Origin of the sequence: Seleniivibrio woodruffii, assembly GCF_004339245.1 — a bacterium.
In the GTDB taxonomy this organism is placed as follows: domain Bacteria; phylum Chrysiogenota; class Deferribacteres; order Deferribacterales; family Geovibrionaceae; genus Seleniivibrio; species Seleniivibrio woodruffii.
On sequence record NZ_SMGG01000004.1, the window covers coordinates 534,780 to 553,942 of the forward strand.

20 protein-coding genes are annotated in these 19,163 nt (G+C 47.4%); 6 read left to right on the top strand and 14 right to left on the bottom strand.

The features are described 5' to 3' along the window. The first annotated feature begins 10 nt into the window (after window positions 1–10). Window positions 11–586 (top strand): HD domain-containing protein, encoded by a 576-nt coding sequence (locus C8D98_RS08675; RefSeq protein WP_132873739.1) that lies wholly within the window; start codon window positions 11–13, stop codon window positions 584–586. 102 nt (window positions 587–688) lie between these two features. Then, the gene (cybH, locus tag C8D98_RS08680) at window positions 689–1,390 is read left to right on the top strand and encodes a Ni/Fe-hydrogenase, b-type cytochrome subunit (RefSeq protein WP_132873740.1); all 702 of its coding nucleotides are present in this window, start codon (window positions 689–691) and stop codon (window positions 1,388–1,390) included. Window positions 1,391–1,425: 35 nt separating this feature from the next. On the opposite strand, the gene C8D98_RS08685 is transcribed toward cybH, so the two are convergent. The 5 genes from C8D98_RS08685 to C8D98_RS08705 form a co-directional block, all read right to left on the bottom strand. Then, the gene (locus C8D98_RS08685; protein ID WP_132873741.1) at window positions 1,426–1,743 is read right to left on the bottom strand and encodes an STAS domain-containing protein; all 318 of its coding nucleotides are present in this window, start codon (window positions 1,741–1,743) and stop codon (window positions 1,426–1,428) included. Window positions 1,744–1,841: 98 nt separating this feature from the next. Continuing rightward, a complete protein-coding gene (locus tag C8D98_RS08690) occupies window positions 1,842–2,480 on the bottom strand; it encodes an LPP20 family lipoprotein (protein ID WP_165871246.1) in 639 nt (212 codons plus the stop codon). Window positions 2,481–2,484: 4 nt separating this feature from the next. Then, complete coding sequence (locus C8D98_RS08695) at window positions 2,485–3,672, bottom strand: murein transglycosylase domain-containing protein (protein WP_132873743.1); 1,188 nt, start codon at window positions 3,670–3,672, stop codon at window positions 2,485–2,487. Next, window positions 3,669–4,088 (bottom strand): hypothetical protein, encoded by a 420-nt coding sequence (locus C8D98_RS08700; RefSeq protein WP_132873744.1) that lies wholly within the window; start codon window positions 4,086–4,088, stop codon window positions 3,669–3,671. The genes C8D98_RS08695 and C8D98_RS08700 overlap by 4 nt, the downstream gene beginning before the upstream one ends. Window positions 4,089–4,152: 64 nt before the next feature. Then, window positions 4,153–4,719: an LPP20 family lipoprotein gene (locus tag C8D98_RS08705; protein ID WP_132873745.1), complete on the bottom strand. Its 567-nt coding sequence runs from the start codon at window positions 4,717–4,719 to the stop codon at window positions 4,153–4,155. Window positions 4,720–4,883: 164 nt separating this feature from the next. Here C8D98_RS08705 and C8D98_RS08710 point away from each other — a divergent pair, with 164 nt between their 5' ends. Next, window positions 4,884–5,579, top strand: coding sequence for a FecR domain-containing protein (locus C8D98_RS08710; protein WP_132873746.1), 696 nt, complete (start codon window positions 4,884–4,886; stop codon window positions 5,577–5,579). 35 nt (window positions 5,580–5,614) lie between these two features. Here C8D98_RS08710 and C8D98_RS08715 read toward each other — a convergent pair whose 3' ends face one another. After that, the gene (locus C8D98_RS08715; protein ID WP_132873747.1) at window positions 5,615–6,007 is read right to left on the bottom strand and encodes a PepSY domain-containing protein; all 393 of its coding nucleotides are present in this window, start codon (window positions 6,005–6,007) and stop codon (window positions 5,615–5,617) included. 217 nt (window positions 6,008–6,224) lie between these two features. Here C8D98_RS08715 and C8D98_RS08720 point away from each other — a divergent pair, with 217 nt between their 5' ends. Further along, the gene (locus C8D98_RS08720) at window positions 6,225–8,054 is read left to right on the top strand and encodes an ATP-binding protein (protein WP_165871247.1); all 1,830 of its coding nucleotides are present in this window, start codon (window positions 6,225–6,227) and stop codon (window positions 8,052–8,054) included. A 9-nt stretch (window positions 8,055–8,063) separates the two neighbouring features. Further along, window positions 8,064–8,600: a cysteine hydrolase family protein gene (locus tag C8D98_RS08725; RefSeq protein ID WP_132873749.1), complete on the top strand. Its 537-nt coding sequence runs from the start codon at window positions 8,064–8,066 to the stop codon at window positions 8,598–8,600. Window positions 8,601–8,638: 38 nt separating this feature from the next. Here C8D98_RS08725 and C8D98_RS08730 read toward each other — a convergent pair whose 3' ends face one another. From C8D98_RS08730 to C8D98_RS08760, 7 genes are all read right to left on the bottom strand, one after another. Continuing rightward, window positions 8,639–9,922 carry a TolC family protein gene (locus tag C8D98_RS08730; protein WP_132873750.1) on the bottom strand — a complete coding sequence of 428 codons (1,284 nt, stop codon included), beginning with the start codon at window positions 9,920–9,922 and terminating at the stop codon, window positions 8,639–8,641. After that, window positions 9,919–13,008 (bottom strand): efflux RND transporter permease subunit, encoded by a 3,090-nt coding sequence (locus C8D98_RS08735; RefSeq protein WP_132873751.1) that lies wholly within the window; start codon window positions 13,006–13,008, stop codon window positions 9,919–9,921. Before C8D98_RS08735 ends, C8D98_RS08730 begins: the two co-directional genes overlap by 4 nt. Before the next feature lie 9 nt (window positions 13,009–13,017). Then, complete coding sequence (locus tag C8D98_RS08740) at window positions 13,018–14,163, bottom strand: efflux RND transporter periplasmic adaptor subunit (protein WP_132873752.1); 1,146 nt, start codon at window positions 14,161–14,163, stop codon at window positions 13,018–13,020. A 12-nt stretch (window positions 14,164–14,175) separates the two neighbouring features. Next, window positions 14,176–14,763 carry a TetR/AcrR family transcriptional regulator gene (locus C8D98_RS08745; protein WP_132873753.1) on the bottom strand — a complete coding sequence of 196 codons (588 nt, stop codon included), beginning with the start codon at window positions 14,761–14,763 and terminating at the stop codon, window positions 14,176–14,178. 85 nt (window positions 14,764–14,848) lie between these two features. Then, entirely contained in the window at window positions 14,849–16,288 is a 1,440-nt protein-coding gene (locus tag C8D98_RS08750) for a diguanylate cyclase (RefSeq protein ID WP_132873754.1), read from the bottom strand. A gap of 179 nt (window positions 16,289–16,467) precedes the next feature. After that, a complete protein-coding gene (locus C8D98_RS08755) occupies window positions 16,468–16,755 on the bottom strand; it encodes a DUF1330 domain-containing protein (RefSeq protein ID WP_207891252.1) in 288 nt (95 codons plus the stop codon). Between the two features lie 8 nt (window positions 16,756–16,763). After that, window positions 16,764–17,531, bottom strand: coding sequence for an SDR family oxidoreductase (locus tag C8D98_RS08760; RefSeq protein ID WP_132873755.1), 768 nt, complete (start codon window positions 17,529–17,531; stop codon window positions 16,764–16,766). Between the two features lie 73 nt (window positions 17,532–17,604). Here C8D98_RS08760 and C8D98_RS08765 point away from each other — a divergent pair, with 73 nt between their 5' ends. Further along, window positions 17,605–17,994 (top strand): winged helix-turn-helix transcriptional regulator, encoded by a 390-nt coding sequence (locus tag C8D98_RS08765; protein ID WP_132873756.1) that lies wholly within the window; start codon window positions 17,605–17,607, stop codon window positions 17,992–17,994. Window positions 17,995–18,159: 165 nt separating this feature from the next. Here C8D98_RS08765 and C8D98_RS08770 read toward each other — a convergent pair whose 3' ends face one another. Continuing rightward, a complete protein-coding gene (locus C8D98_RS08770) occupies window positions 18,160–19,149 on the bottom strand; it encodes a Fic family protein (RefSeq protein WP_132873757.1) in 990 nt (329 codons plus the stop codon). Window positions 19,150–19,163: the final 14 nt, after the last annotated feature.

Consider the following 19,163-nt stretch of genomic DNA (forward strand, 5'->3'; position numbering starts at 1 on the left):
AGGAGGCGTTATGGGACTCGGACAATATCTTCATGCAGCCAGAAGGCTGAACCACATCAGCAGATGGGCGAGCGATTTCATGCACGTCCGTTCTTCCGTTTCGGAACACTCGTTCCTTGTCACCCAGATCGCCCAGATGCTGGGCATCATCGAAGAGGAACACGGAAACAGCGTCAACTGGGAGATACTCTATAAAAAAGCCCTGAACCACGACGTTATAGAGGCTTTCACAGGGGACATACTCAGTCATGTTAAGAACAAAACTCCCAAGATGAAAGCCGCCGTTGCCGACATTGAAAATATGATAGTCGACGAACTGCTCTTCACAGAACTTGAGGAACCGTATAAGAAAATATACAAGAACATGCTTTTCAGCGGGAAGGACGAAACCCTTGAAGGACGCATTCTGAAATATGCCGACTACATTGACGCAATGCTTGAATGTCTGACCGAGGTTAAGCTGGGCAACAACTCGCCGTTCAAACACAAATATCAGGAAATAAAAGAAAAATGCTCAAGAAGCGATCTGGTGAGCGTTAAATATTTTCTGGATGTTATCCTGCCGGAGATTGACGCTATAATTTAACATGTGATTTTCTTCCGGTTTTTTTGTTTCAAACACAGGTTTAATGGACTTTTGTAAAAAATAGTTATAAACTTATGTATGAAATAAGAACAGGAGGACACCATGTCAGCAGCAACAGCAGAAGCAGACGTTCGCCGCTATGAATCAGTGCCCGCCAGAGGTTTTGTTTATGTGTGGCAGGCCGCAGTGCGCATAACTCACTGGGTCAATGTCCTGTGCATAATCATCCTCGTAATGACTGGGCTCTACATGCACTATCCTTTTCTGAAACCCAATCCTGTTGACTTCCCCTATATGATGGGATACGCACGCTATATTCACTATCTGACAGGGATAATTTTCTCCATAAGCGTATTATCCAGAATCTGGTGGGGTGTCGTTGGCAACAAATACGCCAGTTTCAGAACATTTTATAACCCGTTCAACAAAGAAGACAGAAAGATGATAATAACCTTTGCAAAATATTACACCTTTCTTGAGCACAAACCGCCCCATCTGCTGACGCACAACCCTATGGCACAGTATGCATACATAGGTATTTTCCTGGTGTTCATGTTTCAGATGTTCTCCGGCTATGCCCTCTGGACACAGATTCACCCCGACGGTGCGTTCTATGCCTTTTTCGGTTCAATTTTCGGCATCATGTCAAACCAGTGGGTTCGCTATCTGCACTATTTCATGGTGTATATTATAGCCAGCTTCCTGATTGTTCACCTTTATGCGGCAGTTCTGGTTGACTTCAGAACCCATTCAGGCGACATAAGCTCGATTTTCAGCGGATGGAAAACGGATATTAAAGACTAGAAACAAAAAGGCCCGCTTTTAAGCGGGCTTTTTTATCAGAGAGTATCGTCCTGAATTATATCGAAAATGAGATCCAGCTTCATAAGCGAAAGAACCTTCAGAATCCTTTCGGGAACGTTCGCCAGCTGCATCTTGCCTTCGTATTCTTTAAGGTTTTTAAGAGACTCCAACAGGGTTGCCAGACCGGACGAATCCAGATAGGTCACCTGAGCAAGGTCTACTATGATCTTCATGACCTTTTTCTTCGTCAGTTCGCCCAGAGTCGAGCGAAGTTCGGATGAGGTCAGGATGTCAATTTTGCCGTAAGGTCTGATGACCTTTGCCGTTCCTTTATCTTCTACAGTGATTTTCATGACCAACCTTTGCTAATTTAAGATTGTTTAGATACATTTAAGTGTATTCTGTCAAAAAAAGCAAGCCCAATATAATTATCATTCTGTTTAATATTATACTATTTTGACAGAACCATCCATATGTAATACTCACCGGTGCGCTCGTCCAGCCATTCGTCCTGAACTTTAAAATCGGTCAGAAACTGATCTGTATTTTCTCTGGTGAGACTGCTGAGCTTCTCTCTGTAGTATTTCACCGTAGGTCTGTCAACGTTCAGCGTTTCAAGCGTAAGTTCTGATGTAACAAGCACTTCCACCTGTTTTGCCAGATCTTTCTGAGCCATGGATCTGGCTACCCTCTTCTGAGCAGACATGCCGCCGGAGGGCTGTTTTTTGGCTATGCCCACAGCGCCGATATAGCCGTCGTAAACAGGAGTGTAGAACCATTCCGGATAGCCGTTTTTCATGGGATATTTTGAAACCGGCTTAAGCGAGCTTACTGTTGCGACTGTCTTTTCGGGCAGGGGCACTTTCGGTTCCTCTTTTGGGCGTATAACCGCCTGAGGTGCCGCTATCACAGGTTCACGGAGGGTCGGCACACCTGATTTTATATCCTCGTCCATCTCCTGCTGGGCGGCTTCGGCGTTTGCTCTCTGAACAGCTGCCGAGCTTTGCTTAACAGGGGTAACAGGTTTTTTTTCTGCCGCACAGCCGAATGCCACTGCGGCGGCTATAACTGGAATTATCAGTGCTTTCATATGCTTACTCCGTATAATCCTTGATTTTACCGTAGACCCTAACAATATAGTTTCTGGCCTCTTCATATCTCAGGTTGTTTCTAAGGTGATTATACACCTGATCCGGAGACATTGCATTTATGGCCGGAAGAGCTGTGTTGACGTTATATTTATTTTTCAGATTCGGGTCGTTAAATGCATAGGCAACGTTGCCCGCCCCTGTGTTGTATGCGGCAATTGCACAGTAGAGGCGGCTTTTCGGATCGGTTATGCCTTTGAGGTATTTGTTATAAAGGAGATAAAAGTATGCTGTGCCAACTTTGACGTTGTTTTCGGGGTTATAAAGGTATGAAGGCGCAAGGATACGCTTTTCGCCCTCCATAAACTCCGTGGCATCAAGCCCCGCCGACTGAGGAACTATCTGCATCAGTCCGTAAGCGGGAACATATGATTTCGCCATGGGGTTAAACCTGCTCTCAGTGTATATCACAGCCATAACCAGAGCGGGATCGAGCTGGAACTGTTTCGAATAGGTCTGAACATGCGGCCTGACCTCTTCCGCTCCCTTCTTATAGATATCTTCAGGGAGTTTCACTGTCATGCTGTATACGGTTCCGCCCGTTTTTTCAGACGGCTTCTGTGAATAGTCCGCACCAGAAACAAGCTGCTTGGCCAAACCGTTCACCTGATTGTCGTTCATGGGTTTGTCCGAGTAAAGATTCTGCATTATGGGCAGAGGTTTGACTTTATCAGAGACTGTGCCGGGCACCTGTTCTTTAAGCTGTTTATCGGTGTTCACCGAAACAGGGTCACGCCCGAAGGCCGTTGCGGAATCCTCGGTTAGCAGGTCTTTGACCACAGGGGTGAAGTCGGGCTTTTTGCCGTCGGAAACCACCTGAACAGTTACGGTTCCCTTTTCAAAATCCACTATCTTCTTTATCTTATAATTATTCAGATATTCGACCCATCTGTAGTTGTCCGAAACCTCCGCAACATCCCAAACCTTGAGAATATCACTTTTGTATTTGGCAAACTCTTTATCCATAATGTTCTTATAGGCTTCAAAGCCTTTCTGGATATCCGCCTTATAGGCTGTCCATTCGTTTTTGCTGCCCTGAAAACCGCCGTCCTGCATCTTTTTATAATCTTCAAAGCTGTCGGCAAATGCCGAAAAGGAAACCAGAAGCAGAACAGACAGAAAGAGTTTTATCATTGTGCCACCATCCAGATATAAAGCTCCTGAGTATAGGGATCTTCCCAGATCGCCTCTATTCTGGCTCTGACCTCGGTTCCGTCAACGGTGAAAAAGGAGCTGGTCTCACCGCTGGTTGTTGTTCCTGAGGAAGTGTCGGAAACCGATTTCAGAGAAGAAAAACTCTGAACCTTAACTCCCATCTGCCTTGCAATCTCCTCCAGTGCTCTCTGAGTGGCCAGCGACTTCTGACCTGTCTTACCGTCAACATGCACTCCGCTGACACCCACTCCGCCTATTCTGCCCTCTTTTGAAGGCGCAAAGAACCACTCCGGTTTTCCGTTTATAAGATTTATGCCGGAAGATTTTTCGGCCTGACATCCGGCAAAGACGAGGAGAAGAAGCATGGAAAGAATGGAAATGAGGATTCGTTTCATAAAGTTACCTATAAAAAAAGGGCAGTGACGAGCTGCCCTTTATCAGTGTTAAGATTTTGATATCTTACTTTGCAAATTCTTTGTTGATGGCCGCATCAAGCTCGTCCTGAGCTTTCTGTGCCTGGAACTGCTGCCACAGAGCGGCATCGTTTTTCAGGCTGGATGTAACCTGCTGTTTAGTCAGGTCAGCAACTTTTTTGGCATCAAGCACAACCAGAACATACATTTCGCCGCAAGGAGACATCCAGATGTCTTTCTGGGTTGAGCCTTGCAGAGACTGGCTTGCGATCTGCTTGGAAACTGAAGAGGTCACTTTGTCGACTGTCTGAGCATCGCCCACGCCTGTCACCTGAGTGAAATCCTTCATCATTGTATTGACTTTAACATCTATCATTCTGGCAAGTTCGCTTCTGGCGTTAGCCATTGCAGAATCTCTGGTGAACTGCATTCCGGCAGCTGATTTAGCAGCAGAGCCTACAGCGGCGATAGTGCCTTCAACATTAGGCATAAGAACCCATGAAGGAGCGCCTACAAAACAGGGATCTGCCAGTTTTTGAGGGGGTTGGGGTTTGTCGCCGCAGCCCACAAGCGCAAAAGCAAGCACAGACATTAACAGGATGAGTTTTTTCATAAGATTACCTCCGACTATCCTTTGACTCTTATGTAGAATTTAACACACGGAGTCAAATGTTTCCATATAATTTTGCGCAGAATGATATATAATAACATTGATTATGAGGTATTTTTCACTTATCTATGAATGTGGAATACGCTAATATCGGATAGGAGATTCATATGAAAAACATCACACTCATCATTATTTGCTTATTAATCCCCTGCTCGCTCCTTGCCGCAGAAGGCATAGGCACAGTGAAGAAATATACAGGACGCATCGAAGTATTCGACGGATCCTCACCCCGTCCGGTTATGCTTAACGCTCCCGACACTGCACTGAACATAAAAAACAAGGTTGCCTCCAAAAGAGCCTCTACAGCTCTGGTTGTGCTTAATTCAGGCGACAAAATAGCCCTTTCCGAAAATGCAGTGGTATCCTTCTCGGAAAACAACAAATATTCACCGGAAAGCGGCAGGGTGGTTTTCAGCATTAAAAAGAGAGGTGCTGAAACCGGAACCGTTATAGTGGGGCTTAAAACCGCAGTTATCGGAGTTAAAGGAACCGAGTTCCTTATCGACGTGGCAGAAGACGGCAAAGCGAAAGTCTATCTGAAAGACGGAGAGATATCCGTTGATTCCGTTGAAGGCGAGTTCCGCAAGCACGGCAAGGTTGTAATGGACGAATACGAGGCCTATGTCCGCAAGATGATGGGCGAATATGACAAATATGTTACTGAGCTTCAGAAGCAGTACACTGAATATGTTAAAACCTTTACAATGAAGCCCGGTCAGGCAATCAGCATCGACGGGCAGGATGTTAACACTCTGGACTTTGACGAGAAGACTTTAAAAGAGTTTGAACTGCTTGATATGTAAATGAAAAAGGCGGGGCAAAACCCCGCCTTAATTATTTATTTCTGAGTTACGAAAGGTCCCATCACGTTGCCCCAGGGGTTGACTCTGAGGATGAACTGGTTGCCGGAAGCATCCTTCACGAAGAAGTTATACATAGTATGCATGCGGCCTTGGAATTCCTGAGTCTTTTCTACCTTGTAGCCTTTCAGGTTCGAAGCGATATATGCATCCACTTTTTTCTGAGCCTCTTCCTTGGTGATCGCTTTCACAGCAGGCTGACCGGGCTGTCCGGGCTGTCCGGGCTGACCGAACTGCTGACACTGACCGCATCCGCCGCCCATCATTCCATAACCTCCCATCATTCCGTTGCCTCTTCCCATGCCGCCGTATGCAAATGCCATTGTGGCTGCCAGCATCAGTGCTAAAGTAAAAATTACTGTACGTTTCATCGTTCTTTTCCTCCTGAACGTGTCTTGATGCCATTTATAATACCAATATGCATGCCAAGATTTATATTTATGCAAAGCATTTGTAATAAAGTATTAACTTGATAATATACAAAAACAGGGAGTATAATCATTTCTCAACAGTGTGCAGGATTTGCACAAAAACAAGTTAAAGGTTATGGTAATATTAAAAATAAGGCATGATTCAGGAAAAAACTTAATGAAAACAAAGACCGTAATAATAATCATTACTCTGATTGCGTGCGAACTCATATTCTTTTTCGGACTGGGAAAAGCACGGGATATATTTCTGAATCAGCATCTGAAAGATGAGACAGCTCTGCTTTCATCATCATATACATCCGGCATAACCAACGCCAGAAACATTTCAAACGCATTTTACAACGTAATTATAAACAGCGACCACGGTATTCTTCAGCTTTTTGCGGAGGCTGACAAAGCATCACCAGAGCGGAAAGAAGAAATAAAGAGACTGATGCAGCAGAAGCTCCGCTCCATTTACGAACAGCAGGTTAAACTGGGGCTGAAACAGCTGCAATTCCACACCAGAGATTCGGACAACTTTCTTCTGATGAGCGTTGATGTGAACGGAAGCGGTCCTGTGATCTCTTCCAAGCTGACTGTTGAAACAGCAAACCGTATGGTGCGCTACACAGAAGCTTTTGAAGAGGGAGGCACTTTCAACGGGGTCAGGTTTGTCTATCCTCTGGTTTACAACTCTGTTCACATCGGCAGTCTGGAGCTTGGGGTATCAGCCGTTTACCTTGCTGAGAACATGAACTCCTTCGGCTCCGGAACATATGATTTCATCGTTAAAAAGACAGCCGTTGGAGCAGACTCATCACGCAAACCCGGATTCAGCTACGCCCAGTCGGAACTGGCGGAAAACTATCTGAGAGAGAATGTGAGCTATGAATACCTTCAGGATAATGCGGCGGTTTTCGGCAGCATTGAGGAATATCTTTACGCTTGTGAGATATTCAAACCCATAATTCAGAACCGCCTCACCTCCGGAGAGCCCTTTTCTGAGCACACCGTCATAAACGGCAAAGAGATAACGGCGTCATTTCTTCCCATAAGTAATATTCTCGACCAGCAGGTCGCATATTTCATAAAAATGTCACGTGACAACAAGTTCAGCTATATAGTCCGGCTGTATCAGCTCGCACTTTTCATAGGTTCGGTGACAATTCTTCTGATATTCGGAACAGTCTTTCTTGCGATGCAGAACAGCTATAAGTCGGAAATGCTCCGAATTGTTCTGGATGAAAAACTGAAAGAGCACGAAAACAGGCTGTATATAAAAGAGCAGATGCTGTTTCAGCAGTCAAAGCTGGCCACTCTGGGCGAAATGTTCAGCGCACTGGCACACCAGTGGAAACAGCCGCTTAACATCCTTGCCATGTACGTTCAGAACATGACGGATGAAGAAGTTGACGAAAAAGAGAAGGCCCGCCGAGAAGACATAGTCGAAAAATGTATGGCTCAGATAACATTCATGAGCGAAACCATAAACGATTTCATGGATTTCATTCAACCTTCCAACAGTCTTGACATGAAAATGGATATGGTGCGCACTGCGGACGAGGTTCTTAAACTGCTCCAGCCGGCACTGCAAAAGAAAAAAATAGAAATATCAGTGGATTCCGGAGGGAAAAAGAGCGTGTTTGCATCCGCAAATCCCAACGAGTTCAAACATGTGATGGTCAACCTGCTGAACAACGCCAAAGATGCAATCATGGAAGTTAAGGAAAAGGATAAGATGTTTGTGGGCAGGATATCCATCGAGATGGAGGAGAAGGACGGTGCATGCTATATGCGCATCGGGGATAACGCAGGCGGCATAAGCCCTGAGATAGTGGAAAAGATTTTCACCCCCTATTTCACTACCAAAAAGAAGAAAGAGGGTTCGGGACTCGGACTCTATATGTGTAAAAAAATTATTCAGAAACACAGCGGTGATTTCACCGTCCGCAACGAAAACGGCGGTGCGGTGTTCGAAATAAAGCTGCCGTCAGTTAAAAGCTAGGGAGGAAACATGAAACAGGCTCTTTTGGTGATCGATATTCAGAACGACTATTTCAAAGGCGGGCTTATGGAGCTTGTCGGCGCAGAAAAAGCCGCCGACAACGCAAAGACGGTCATAAGCAAGTTCCGCAGAGAGAAGCTTCCCGTTATCTATATTCAGCACGTTGCATCCAGACCCGAGGCCGGATTTTTTCTGCCGGATACAGAGGGAGTGAAAATAAACGAGCGTGTAAAGCCCCTTGAAGATGAGAAAGTCATCGTAAAGCACTTTCCCAACAGCTTCATAAGAACAGGCCTTCAGGAGCATCTGGACAGTATGGGAATAACTGATATCACGATAGTCGGCATGATGACCCATATGTGTGTGGATGCCACTGTCAGAGCCGCAAGGGATATGGGCTACAACACGGTTGTGGTCGGGGATGCATGCGCCACAAGAGACCTTATAATAGACGGCGACACAGTTAAGGCCGAAGAGGTGCAGAAGTCTTTCCTCGCCGCTCTGAACCACTTTTACAGCACAGTGAAAAGCACGAACGAAATATAGAGCATTAAAAAAGGCTTCCTTCCGGAAGCCTTTATCTTTTACATATCTTTTTTCTCGCCTATTATGCCCGCCGACCAGAGCAGGTTCGCATACTGAACCCTGTAGTCACGCCAGGCCTGCGCAAGCCGCACACGGGAGCTTCTGAGGTTATATTCGGCATCGTCAACGTCCAGTTTGGTCTTAACTCCGAATCTGTAGCCCTTTTCGGCCATATCCAGCAGTTTTTCCGCTTCTGAAACCGTACCTTCTGAAGCCTCTATGACCTCCACAGCCTCTTTAACACGGCTGACGGCCTGTCTTACATCCAGAGAGACCGAATCCTCCGCCTGAAGCTGCTGAAGTTTAGTCCTTCTCAGGTCGCTCTCCGCCTGAATTATTTTGCCCTTTGTGGCCATTCCGTCGAAGAAAGGAAAGCTGAGGTTAACCCCTGCGCTCCAGTTTGTGAGGTTCTTTTCGTCTTCGCCGTCCAGTTTTATCCTGTCAAATGAACCTGAAAAATCCACTCTGGGCTTGTCCCCTGCCTTGCTGACCTGAACAAGCTCTCTGTTGAAATCCACCATAAGCTTCTTGTCCAGTATCTCAGGCCTGTTCGCCAGTGCCGATTTAAGGGCGGAATCATAGTCTGCGGGTTTGATATCCGCAGGTTTCAGCTCACCCTGAACCTCAACCTCATAATCCACCCCAAGGATGAATTTCAGGTTGTCTCTGGCAACCGTAAGGCTGTTTCTATATGAGATAACATCCGGCTGTGCGTTTTTAAGTGCAACTCTGGCTGACAGCACATCATAATCGGTTGCCGTTCCCAGCTTATATTTTTTCTCCGCCTCGTCCAGATGTCTCTGACGCTGTTTTACGTTCTCTTCTGCTATGAAAAGCAGCTGTTTTGTAAGCAGGATATCGGTGAAAGCAACGTTTACGTCACGCACCGCCGCCTGCCTGTAAAGCCTGAGCTGTTCGTCACCCGTGCGCAGGCCTATCTTTGCCGCACGAATGGCCGCACCGACCTGTCCCCATGTAAAAAGAGCCTGCTTAACTGAGACTCCGGCGTTATAGGAGTTATAAACGTCGGAGTTGACAGCCGACCCCGTGGATGCGTCCCTGTTTCTGGATACACCGCCGTAAAGGGTTGCCTTGGGCAGTGCCGCCGAACGCTCCTCAACGTAGATACCCTGCAGATAGGTCATATATTCTTTCGCCTGCTCAATGCTTTTGTTCTTTTCCATTGCAATGGCCACCGCCTCGTCAAGGGTCAGAACTCTGGCATCCTGCGCAAATACCGCCGCAGGGAGCATCAGTGCGAGTATTATCAGAAGTTTTCTCATGCATGACCTCCGAAAATCCTTTTCACTTTCACAGCCATATCATCCAGAATGGTGTACATGACCGGAACCACCACCAGCGTAAGTACGGTGGCCGTGATAAGTCCGCCCACAACGGCTCTCGCCATGGGGGCTCTCATCTCCGCACCCGCACCGATTGCCAGTGCCAGCGGGAGCATACCGAATATCATTGCCAGCGTGGTCATCATGATGGGGCGGAACCTTGTGCGTCCGGCCTGAACCAGTGCTTCGGTTCTCTCCATTCCGGTTCCCCGAAGATGCTTGGCATAGTCTATCAGCAGGATTGCGTTCTTGGTCACCAATCCCATCAGCATTATCAACCCTATGAGCGACATGATGTTTATGGTGTCGCCTGTAAGGTGAAGCATGCCCGCCATACCCACGATTGAAAGGGGCAGAGAGAACATGATCGCAAACGGTTCGATGAAGGATTCGAACTGTGCCGCAAGCACCAGATAAACCATCAGAACGGCCAGAATCAGAGCCTCGGCCATATATCCGAAAGATTCGGCCATATCCTCGCCCTCGCCTGCGAACGAAAATGTGTAGCCGGGAGGCGTTTTTATTGTCTCGATCTCTTTTTTAACAAGGTTCACAGCTGTGCCTATGGGCAGATTGTCGAGGTTCGCAGTCACGTCCACCTTGCGGGAAAGGGACTGTCTGTTTATCTGTGAAGGGGTGTTGTCCACCTCATATGTGGCAACGTTTCTCAGCGGAACCAGAACGTTTCCGCCGTTCTGGCTCTGAACCACAAGTTTCAGATTCATAAGCTGTTCGGGGTTCTGTCTGTATTTTTCGTCCAGTCTGACCCTGATATCAACTGCGTCTCCATCCTTCTCTTCAAATGTGGATGCCAGATTGCCGCCGAAAAGTATACCGACGGTATTCACAACATCCTGAGAGTTAAGCCCCAGAGCGGCGGCTTTGTCCCTGTCCACTTTAATTCTGTATTCAGGGGTATCGTCCTCAAGAGAAGTATCTATATCCACGATCCCCTTCACTTCACGCATTTTTGCTTTCAGTTCTGCGGAGGTCTTTTTAAGCTGTTCGATATCATCACCCTGCAGAGTGACCACCAGAGGCTTGTTTGAGCTGTTGAGACCGCCCGCCTCCTCTATTGAGGTTCTCACACCCGCAACGGTTTTGAATCGCTCACGGAATATCTGCTCCACTTCCTTCTGGGTCTTCTCCCGTTTGTCCATATCCACAAGTTTGACATACAGAACACCCTTGCGGACAACTCCGTTGTCGCCTGAGCCTATGGTTCCGTAGGTGTGCTCAACCTCCGGAATATTCTTTATGGAATCAAGCATGGCTTTCAGCCTGTTCTCACTCTCATAAATCGATGCATCGGGGGCGGTTGTAAAGCTGACCTGAAACTCGCCCTTGTCATAGTCCGCCATGAAGGAGGCCTGAAGGGTTCCGAACAGGAATATTCCGAAGAAGAATGACACCGTTGTCACCACAGATATGGTTATCCTGTGCTGAAGCGCCCAACGTATTATCCCCTTGTAACTTTCGGCTATTCTGTCGAATAACTGGTTAAATTTATGGATTCGCCTGCCGAGCCAAGTTCCCTGCGGGTTTTCTATTGCGGGGTCGTGCCATCGTGACGACATCATGGGGTCAAGGGTGAAGGAGACCAGAAGGGAGACTGCAACGGCAAATGCCACTGTCATTCCGAATGAGAAGAAGAATCTTCCCACTATACCCTTCATGAAAGCCACGGGAACAAAAACCGCCATGACCGAAAGGGTTGTAGCCATGACCGCAAGGCCGATCTCCGCCGTACCCTCACGGGCGGCCGTCATGTGATCCTTGCCCATCTCAACGTGCCGGACGATATTCTCCCGCACAACGATTGCATCGTCAATAAGCATACCTATGGCTAGGGATAGCGCCATGAGCGTCATAACGTTAAGGCTCATCCCCAGAGCGTAGATTATTATGAAGGCGGATATAACGGATATGGGGAGGGTAAGTCCCGTGATAACCGTTGAACGCCATGAGTTTATGAAAAGAAATACTATAAGCACGGTGAGAAAGCCGCCTATGATAAGCGTGTGCTCAACGTCTGTGAGCGAGTCACGGATCTGCTGGGATGCATCACGCACAACAGTAACACGAACGTCCGCAGGCAGTTCCGTCTTTATCTTCTCCACACGGGCGAGAACATCGTCCACCACCTGAACAACGTTTGCGCCGGACTGTTTAAGAATATCCAGAGATATCGCAGGTTTGCCGTTATAGAGCGATGTGGTGCGCTTCTCCTCTATGCCGTCAACGATGGCGGCAACTTCCGACAGCCTGACGGGTCTGCCGTCCAGAGCCGTCACTGTCAGCCTGTTCAGCTGATCCACATATTCACTCTTACCGGAAACCCTGACGCTGTATTCTCCGTCCTGCTTTGTCATACGGCCGAGGGGAGTGTTTATGTTCTCCTGCTTTATACCGTTCATAACGGCGGCGGCAGAAACTCCGAGGCTTTCAAGTTTCAAAGGGTCGATGACTATGTTGACCTCTTTTTCAGCCGCACCGACAATATCCACCTTACCCACGCCCTGAATGGATTCGAGGCGTTTTTTGATGGTCTTGTCCACCACGTCCGTCAACTCCCTTGAGGAGAGCACGTCGGACTCAGCCGCAATTGACACAACAGGCATTGCGTTGAAGTCCAGCTTCTGGATAATGGGTTCCTCAATGTCAGACGGCAGATCGCCCCTTATGGTGCCTATCTTCGCCCTGACCTCCGGGTTAACCGAGTCGATATCCACCTCAAGCTCGAACTCCACAACCACCGTGGAAACTCCCTCTGATGAATATGAAAAAACTTTTTTAACGCCCGCAATGGGGTTAACGGCCTCTTCTATCTTCTTGCTGACCTCTGTTTCCACAGACTGAGCGGATGCGCCTTCGTATTTGGTTACGATGGATACAACGGGAATTTCAACGTTCGGAAACTCCTCCACCGAAAGCCTTTTGTATGAAAATATACCCAGAACCACCAGAGTCAGCATTATGACCGTGGCGAATACCGGACGTTTTATCGATAAGTCGGAGAGAAACATTCATTCCCCCTATTTTCCAACGGAGACTTTATCCCCGTCCTTGATTGTGAAACCGCCCCTTACAACCACCTGTTCGCCGTCTTTCAGACCGTCGGTGATCTCTATCAGACCGTTATATGTGTTACCTGTGTAAACCTCTTTCAGCTTCGCCGCACCGTTTTCAACAACATATACCTTGGCTTTGCGCTCCGCAGTGTTTGTTCCGAAAACAGCCGACTGAGGCAGAAGAACAGCCTTGATCCTGTTTCCTGTGTAAATTCTGGCTTTGACGAAGAAACCGGATTTAAGCAGGTTCTCCTCGTTTTTAACCTCTATATTCACCTTGACCGACCTGTCGGCGGAATCCACCTGCGGGTTGACGTGCGCCACCTTTGCGTCAAAGATTTTCGACGGGAAAGCGTCCACCGTAAACTCAACCCTGCTGCCGACACCCACTCCGGCTATGTCCACCGAGGGGATGCTTACGTTCAGGTCGAATATGGAATCATCAACTATAATGAACAGCGCAGGGCTGTTGTCACCGCCGGGCATATCGCCCACGTTTGCGTTGCGGGCAGCCAGTGTGCCCGATATGGGAGCAGTTATCGCAGTTTTACCCAGACGGACGGAAGCCTGTCTGTAGTCCTCTTCCGCAGCTCTAACCTGTGCCAGTGCGGAGGCAACTCTTGCCTTTGCAGCCGCTCTGTCAGTAGTGGCGTCATCCATCTGCTGACGTGTGGCAAGCCCTGACTGGCTGAGGTTCTGCATCCTCTCATATTCACGCTCGGCACGGTTCTGATATGTCTGCGATTCCAGATATGCCGCCTTTGCAGTCTCTGCCGCCGCTTTTGCCTTCGCCGCAACAGCCGCAACCTCTTCCGAATCTATTCTGGCGAGCATATCGCCCTTCTTGACCTTGACCCAGTCATGAACATAGACCTCTCTGATAACAGAAGAGACCTCGGAACGAACCTCGGCACGGTTTTTCGCCGTGAGGTTTCCTGTGGCATCTATGAAACTCTCAACGTCCTGAGCCTGAACTGTCTGCGTCTGAACGGAAATACCCTCGTCAGGCTTTGCAGCCTCCTCGGGCTTGGTTTTCTTTTTTCCTGCGGCGGCAGCAATGACCAGCACCACCACCAGCGCAACCGCTATATAGATCAGTTTTTTCTTCATAAAAATAACCCTCTATTTTATCAATATTTTACTGAATACTTTTCCGATAATCCGGCTCATGTCCTCCGCCGACATTGACACGGCGCAGTCTATCACCCTTGAATCCATACAGAAAAAAAGCACGGATATAAGCAGTGTAGAAAAATCCGCAACATCCACCGGCTCAAATTCGCCTCTTTCGATACCCGCCTGAATCATTTCAGCTATTTTGGCGGCCATTCTGGTGTGGAACACCTCAAAATCAACAGCGGGAGCACCCTGCGCAGGACCGTATACCATGGCATAGATAAGCCGTACATAATCCATGCGCTCGTCCTGAAGAACCATCAGTTCGTTGAACATATTCATAAGGGTGTCTTTTATAGGGCTTTTCGGTTCGGAATATCTGGCGAGCATTGCATCGAACTCTCTGAAAGAGAGCATCATAAGCTCGGTGTATATTCCCTCTTTGTTCTTGAAATAATAATAGAGCATGGGCTTTGTGACCCCTGCCGCCTGAACAATCTCACTGACGGAAGCGGCCGCATAGCCCTTTGTCATAAAGATTTTCAGCGCCGCATCCAAAAGCCTCTGCCTTGCGTCGTCCTGTTTTATATCCATTTTCCGGCTCACCTACCTATCGGTAAGTAAATAATAAAAATAAACGGATGTCAAGGTTGAAATTGTCATGGAAATTATTATGCTGTCAAAGGGTGCGGATGGTATTGCTGCCTATTTCCTTTGCGTCTGAAAGAGCGGTTTCGGCACGGTAGGTTATGCTGGCTTCGTTGTCGTCCTCGGCCAGAACGGAAATGCCCACGGAAACTGAAACAGTCTCTTTTTCCGTGAGTTTAAGAATGTCCTTGTCGTTGTTTATCCTGTCCTGAATCCTCATTGCAAGATGGTTCGCCTCTTCTGCGGAACATGCGGTGAGAACGATGAACTCGTCTCCTCCCCATCTGGTCATAATGTCATTCTGCCTCAGTTCGGCGGCTATCACAAGGGAAACACGCTCAAGGACGTTATCGGCACAGATGTGGCCGAAACGGTCGTTTATTCCTCTGAAATCATCGATATCCATTATAACAACAGACAGACTGCTCCTGTTCCTTTTTGCTTCCCCGGCTTTTGTTTCAAAGGTTCGCACAAAATCGCTCCGGTTGTAGCTTCCGGTAACAAGGTTTGTCTCAGTGATACACTCCAGCCTGTTCTGATAGTAATTAAGCATGGAGATTATCACTCCCAGAATGAGCAGGGTCAGCACAAAACCTATCATCGTGTTTTTCACAAAGTTCTGCCAGATGCTCTTAAGGGCGGCGTTCTGGTTCTGAACCACCAGAAGATACCAGTCCAGTTCGGGTATATATCTGGATGTGAGGAGCATGTGCTCCCCTTTGTAGTCATATTCGAAATTGCCGGATACGTAGTTCACCTGCAAAATCTGCGGGGCTATCTCGGCTATCCCTTCGGCTTTTTTTATGTTTGCTTCGGTTATCCCCCCGCTGCGGGCTCCGACCTGAATGTTTCCTTTGGTATCAACAAGGTATATGTCACGATCATATCTGACACGATATTCGGAAAGCATGTTTTTTATACGGTCAAACTCCAGCCCCACACCTGTAACACCGATAAGTTTATGGTCATAGTCCAGCACACGGTGGTTTATGAAGATGGTCATGGTGTTTCTGGCGGCCTGATTCGTATCCACTGTGACCTCATAGGGTTCAGGTTTTGCAGTAAATTTGTAATACCACCTGTCACGGGGAACGTCTTCAGATATCTTTTTGAGTATTCCGTTGTAATAGTAATAGTTTCCGGTGGATTCGGAAACAAAGAAAGAAGCAAAGAACTTGTATTTCTCCATTATATGAAGGAGGTATCTTTTCACCCTCTCAACATCGTGTTCGCCGTCGATGGCCCAGTCCTTCAGAAAGGTATCGTTTGCCATGAGCGAAGAGATGAAAATGGGGCGCATAAGGTCACGCTGGATCTCGGAGTAGATGTTGTCACGGGTGAGAGGCAGAGAGGTATTGATGATACTGCTGCGCAGACTTTCCTTTGCGGCCTGATAACTGACTATATTTGTCGTCACATAGCCGGAAAACAGCAAGATACTGATAAATACAAAAAGTTTAATCCTTGGCATATACCTTCTTATCTTCAACAGCAAATACTCCGGGCTAGGATAAAAATAATATTGGGACTGTCTTTATTGAAACAATTATATATTAAATTTTAAGTCAGAGATAGAATTAAATGCTAAGGATTTTGTGAAATAAATTAAAAAAGCCTGCACCGTTCATTGACAATGCAGGCTGATATTTTTTATGCGCCTTCGAACATAACAACTCTATAATCCGCACCTAAGAATCTGTGGGCACGGGCTTTTTTGTATTCATCGCTGTTATACCAGTCAAGAGCCTCCTCTTTGGTCTTAAACTCAAGAAGAACAACCCCCTTGGCTTCCGGCCCTTCCAGAGTCTCTATATCCCCGTAAAGGGCAAGCCTCTTCATGTCTCTGCCTTCGGCCGCCGCAGGAACCAGCTTTCTGTATTCCTCAATCTCGGCCTCGTCTCTGAGCCTTTCTTTGATAAATATAATGTAGTATGACATACTGCCTCCTATAATGTCTGTATGGTTCCGCCGTCAATGCGGTATTCAACCCCTGTTATCCATTTCGCACTGTCCGAAGCCAGAAACACAGCCAGCTCGGCCACATCTTCCGGACTGCCTGTTCTGCCGAGAGGAATCCCGCCGATGAAATCCACAATCTGCTGTCTGGCCTCAGATTCGGTTATGTTTTTATCTTGCGCTATCTGATTTATATATGTTCCGGCGGATTCTGTCTCTATGAAACCGGGGGATATCACATTAACCCGCAACCCGTGTCTGCCAACTTCCAGAGAAAGCGCTTTACTGTAGTTGTTCAGGGCGGCCTTTGCCGCCGCATAGGCCAGAGTGGATTCGTATATGGGTTTGTGACTCTGGATTGACGAGATATGGATTATGACCCCGCTGCCCTTTTTTATCATGTCCGGCAGCAAAGCCCTGTCCAGCCTGACTGCGCCGAAAAGATTGAACTCGAACATCCTCTGCCATTCATCATCCGTCTGGGCGGCAAACCCTCCCATCGGAGATTTTGACCCTCCGGCATTATTCACCAGAATATCCACTGAGCCGAACTCACTCTTCACATATTCAGTTATTTTCAATGCCCCTTCCCGCTCCGAAATATCGGCAGAAACACCCTTCAGCGGAAAATCCGCAGGGATCTCTCTGGCAGTAACAGCAACAACAGCCCCAAGCTCCGCCAGACGCATAGCTATAGCCCTGCCCATGCCTTTTGTGCCTCCGGTTACGAACGCTTTTTTACCTTCAAAATTATACATGAAAGTCTCTCCTTTAAATTGTTCACCGAGGCCTGCGGTTGATTTTTTCTAAGATACAGATTACACTGAGATTATGTCAAGTACACACGATAAAGTAGGGTACTTACCCGAAAGTAAGTATGTTAAGATAACACCCGATGCAGCGGCTACAGGTATTCAGGATGCCATCCGGATTCTGGAAGGAAGATGGAAACTGCTGATAATAATGAATCTGTTCGCATATGGAACACTAAGGTTCTCTCAGCTTGAAAAATCCATTCCGGATGTGACACAGAAAATGCTGATTCAGCAGCTGAGGGCTCTGGAAAACGACGGTATCGTCAGCAGAATAGTTTACCCGCAGGTTCCGCCGAAGGTTGAGTATTCGCTCACGGAAACAGGAAAAGAACTGTGTCCTGCACTGGATGCACTCCTGAAGTGGGCGGCACAGAGAAACCCAAAGTCGGAATACGGCCACTATTAGAGGATTTAACGAAATATTTATCGTACACTGCTTAATCCCATTCGAGGTATTAAGTTTGTCATGCTGAACGCAGTGAAGCATCTCAGTTTGAGCAGAGACCCTTCACTCCGTTCAGGGTGACGTTTTGCGCATACAACTAATACGTTAATAATTTCGTTAAACGCTCTAGAGGATATCTTTCCGCAGGTCAAAATCTTCGTGACTCATCCACTCGCCGTTGCGCATAACCGCAATGAAGTTGCGCCTGTCCATGAGCATCTTAAGATTGGAGAGCGAAAGCCCCAGTCCGAAACGCCCCAGCGGTTTCAGCTTATAACTCTTCTTAGCTTCCAGAAGTCGGCACAGGTACATATCCAGACTTTCGCAGACAAGCTCCGCAAAAAGCGAGGTCATCTTTTCCGAAACAATCTCCGTCAGCTTGTCGGGGATATTGTGGTATGACTGAGGCAGAGTGAGGGTGAACCCCATCTGCTCTTTAAACTCTTTGATAGCAGAGAAATAATGCTCACTGCTGTCCTCTTCGCCTTTCATTATGATAGGCGGGAGTCCGCTGGCGATAAGAATGTAATTCGTGAGTATCCTGCCTGAACGGCCGTTTCCATCCTCAAACGGATGAACGGACTCGAAATAGCCGTGCTGTTTTGCCAGAAATCCTATGAAATCTTTCAGGTTTATCCGTCCGGTGCGGTAGGCATCCACACGGGAATTGATGTACACCAGATATATATCCAGCAGCTGAGGAAGTTCCGCAAAATCAGGAAGATCCCCATATTCCGGATTAGTTGCATTGTTATCCCTTCTCAGGCCGGGATAGGTCATTTCATCCAGCACCAGAAGGCCGTTCAGTTTGCGGAAGTCCTCAAAACGGAATCCGATGCTGAAATTGCTTCTGTTGGCATATGCCTGCTCATAATACGTTATCGATGCATTATGATAGCTCTGCACCTTCGGAGCATAAGGATTTTTCACCTGCTCCTTGTGCACCAGCACCGCTTCGGCATCCCTGGCAGGGATATAAACGCCCTCAATCATCACCGAGTTGCGGGCTTCTTCGGTCAGGATATCCGTCCACTCGGAACTGTATATGGCAGGTTTTGTCAGCCCGCCGAGTTTTTTCAGAATTTTTATTCGTTTTTCAAGTAATACATAGAGCATAGTTCACCGCTAAA

Coding starts and splice junctions, on each gene's coding strand:
- C8D98_RS08725 (WP_132873749.1), top strand. CDS start 8,064: ATGAAACAGGCTCTTTTGGTGATCGATATTCAGAACGACTATTTCAAA.
- C8D98_RS08685 (WP_132873741.1), bottom strand. CDS start 1,743: ATGAAAATCACTGTAGAAGATAAAGGAACGGCAAAGGTCATCAGACCT.
- C8D98_RS08760 (WP_132873755.1), bottom strand. CDS start 17,531: ATGTATAATTTTGAAGGTAAAAAAGCGTTCGTAACCGGAGGCACAAAA.
- C8D98_RS08690 (WP_165871246.1), bottom strand. CDS start 2,480: ATGAAAGCACTGATAATTCCAGTTATAGCCGCCGCAGTGGCATTCGGC.
- C8D98_RS08715 (WP_132873747.1), bottom strand. CDS start 6,007: ATGAAACGTACAGTAATTTTTACTTTAGCACTGATGCTGGCAGCCACA.
- C8D98_RS08720 (WP_165871247.1), top strand. CDS start 6,225: ATGAAAACAAAGACCGTAATAATAATCATTACTCTGATTGCGTGCGAA.
- C8D98_RS08695 (WP_132873743.1), bottom strand. CDS start 3,672: ATGATAAAACTCTTTCTGTCTGTTCTGCTTCTGGTTTCCTTTTCGGCA.
- C8D98_RS08745 (WP_132873753.1), bottom strand. CDS start 14,763: ATGGATATAAAACAGGACGACGCAAGGCAGAGGCTTTTGGATGCGGCG.
- C8D98_RS08675 (WP_132873739.1), top strand. CDS start 11: ATGGGACTCGGACAATATCTTCATGCAGCCAGAAGGCTGAACCACATC.
- C8D98_RS08755 (WP_207891252.1), bottom strand. CDS start 16,755: ATGTCATACTACATTATATTTATCAAAGAAAGGCTCAGAGACGAGGCC.
- C8D98_RS08765 (WP_132873756.1), top strand. CDS start 17,605: ATGTCAAGTACACACGATAAAGTAGGGTACTTACCCGAAAGTAAGTAT.
- cybH (WP_132873740.1), top strand. CDS start 689: ATGTCAGCAGCAACAGCAGAAGCAGACGTTCGCCGCTATGAATCAGTG.
- C8D98_RS08740 (WP_132873752.1), bottom strand. CDS start 14,163: ATGAAGAAAAAACTGATCTATATAGCGGTTGCGCTGGTGGTGGTGCTG.
- C8D98_RS08700 (WP_132873744.1), bottom strand. CDS start 4,088: ATGAAACGAATCCTCATTTCCATTCTTTCCATGCTTCTTCTCCTCGTC.
- C8D98_RS08710 (WP_132873746.1), top strand. CDS start 4,884: ATGAAAAACATCACACTCATCATTATTTGCTTATTAATCCCCTGCTCG.
- C8D98_RS08735 (WP_132873751.1), bottom strand. CDS start 13,008: ATGTTTCTCTCCGACTTATCGATAAAACGTCCGGTATTCGCCACGGTC.
- C8D98_RS08750 (WP_132873754.1), bottom strand. CDS start 16,288: ATGCCAAGGATTAAACTTTTTGTATTTATCAGTATCTTGCTGTTTTCC.
- C8D98_RS08705 (WP_132873745.1), bottom strand. CDS start 4,719: ATGAAAAAACTCATCCTGTTAATGTCTGTGCTTGCTTTTGCGCTTGTG.
- C8D98_RS08770 (WP_132873757.1), bottom strand. CDS start 19,149: ATGCTCTATGTATTACTTGAAAAACGAATAAAAATTCTGAAAAAACTC.
- C8D98_RS08730 (WP_132873750.1), bottom strand. CDS start 9,922: ATGAGAAAACTTCTGATAATACTCGCACTGATGCTCCCTGCGGCGGTA.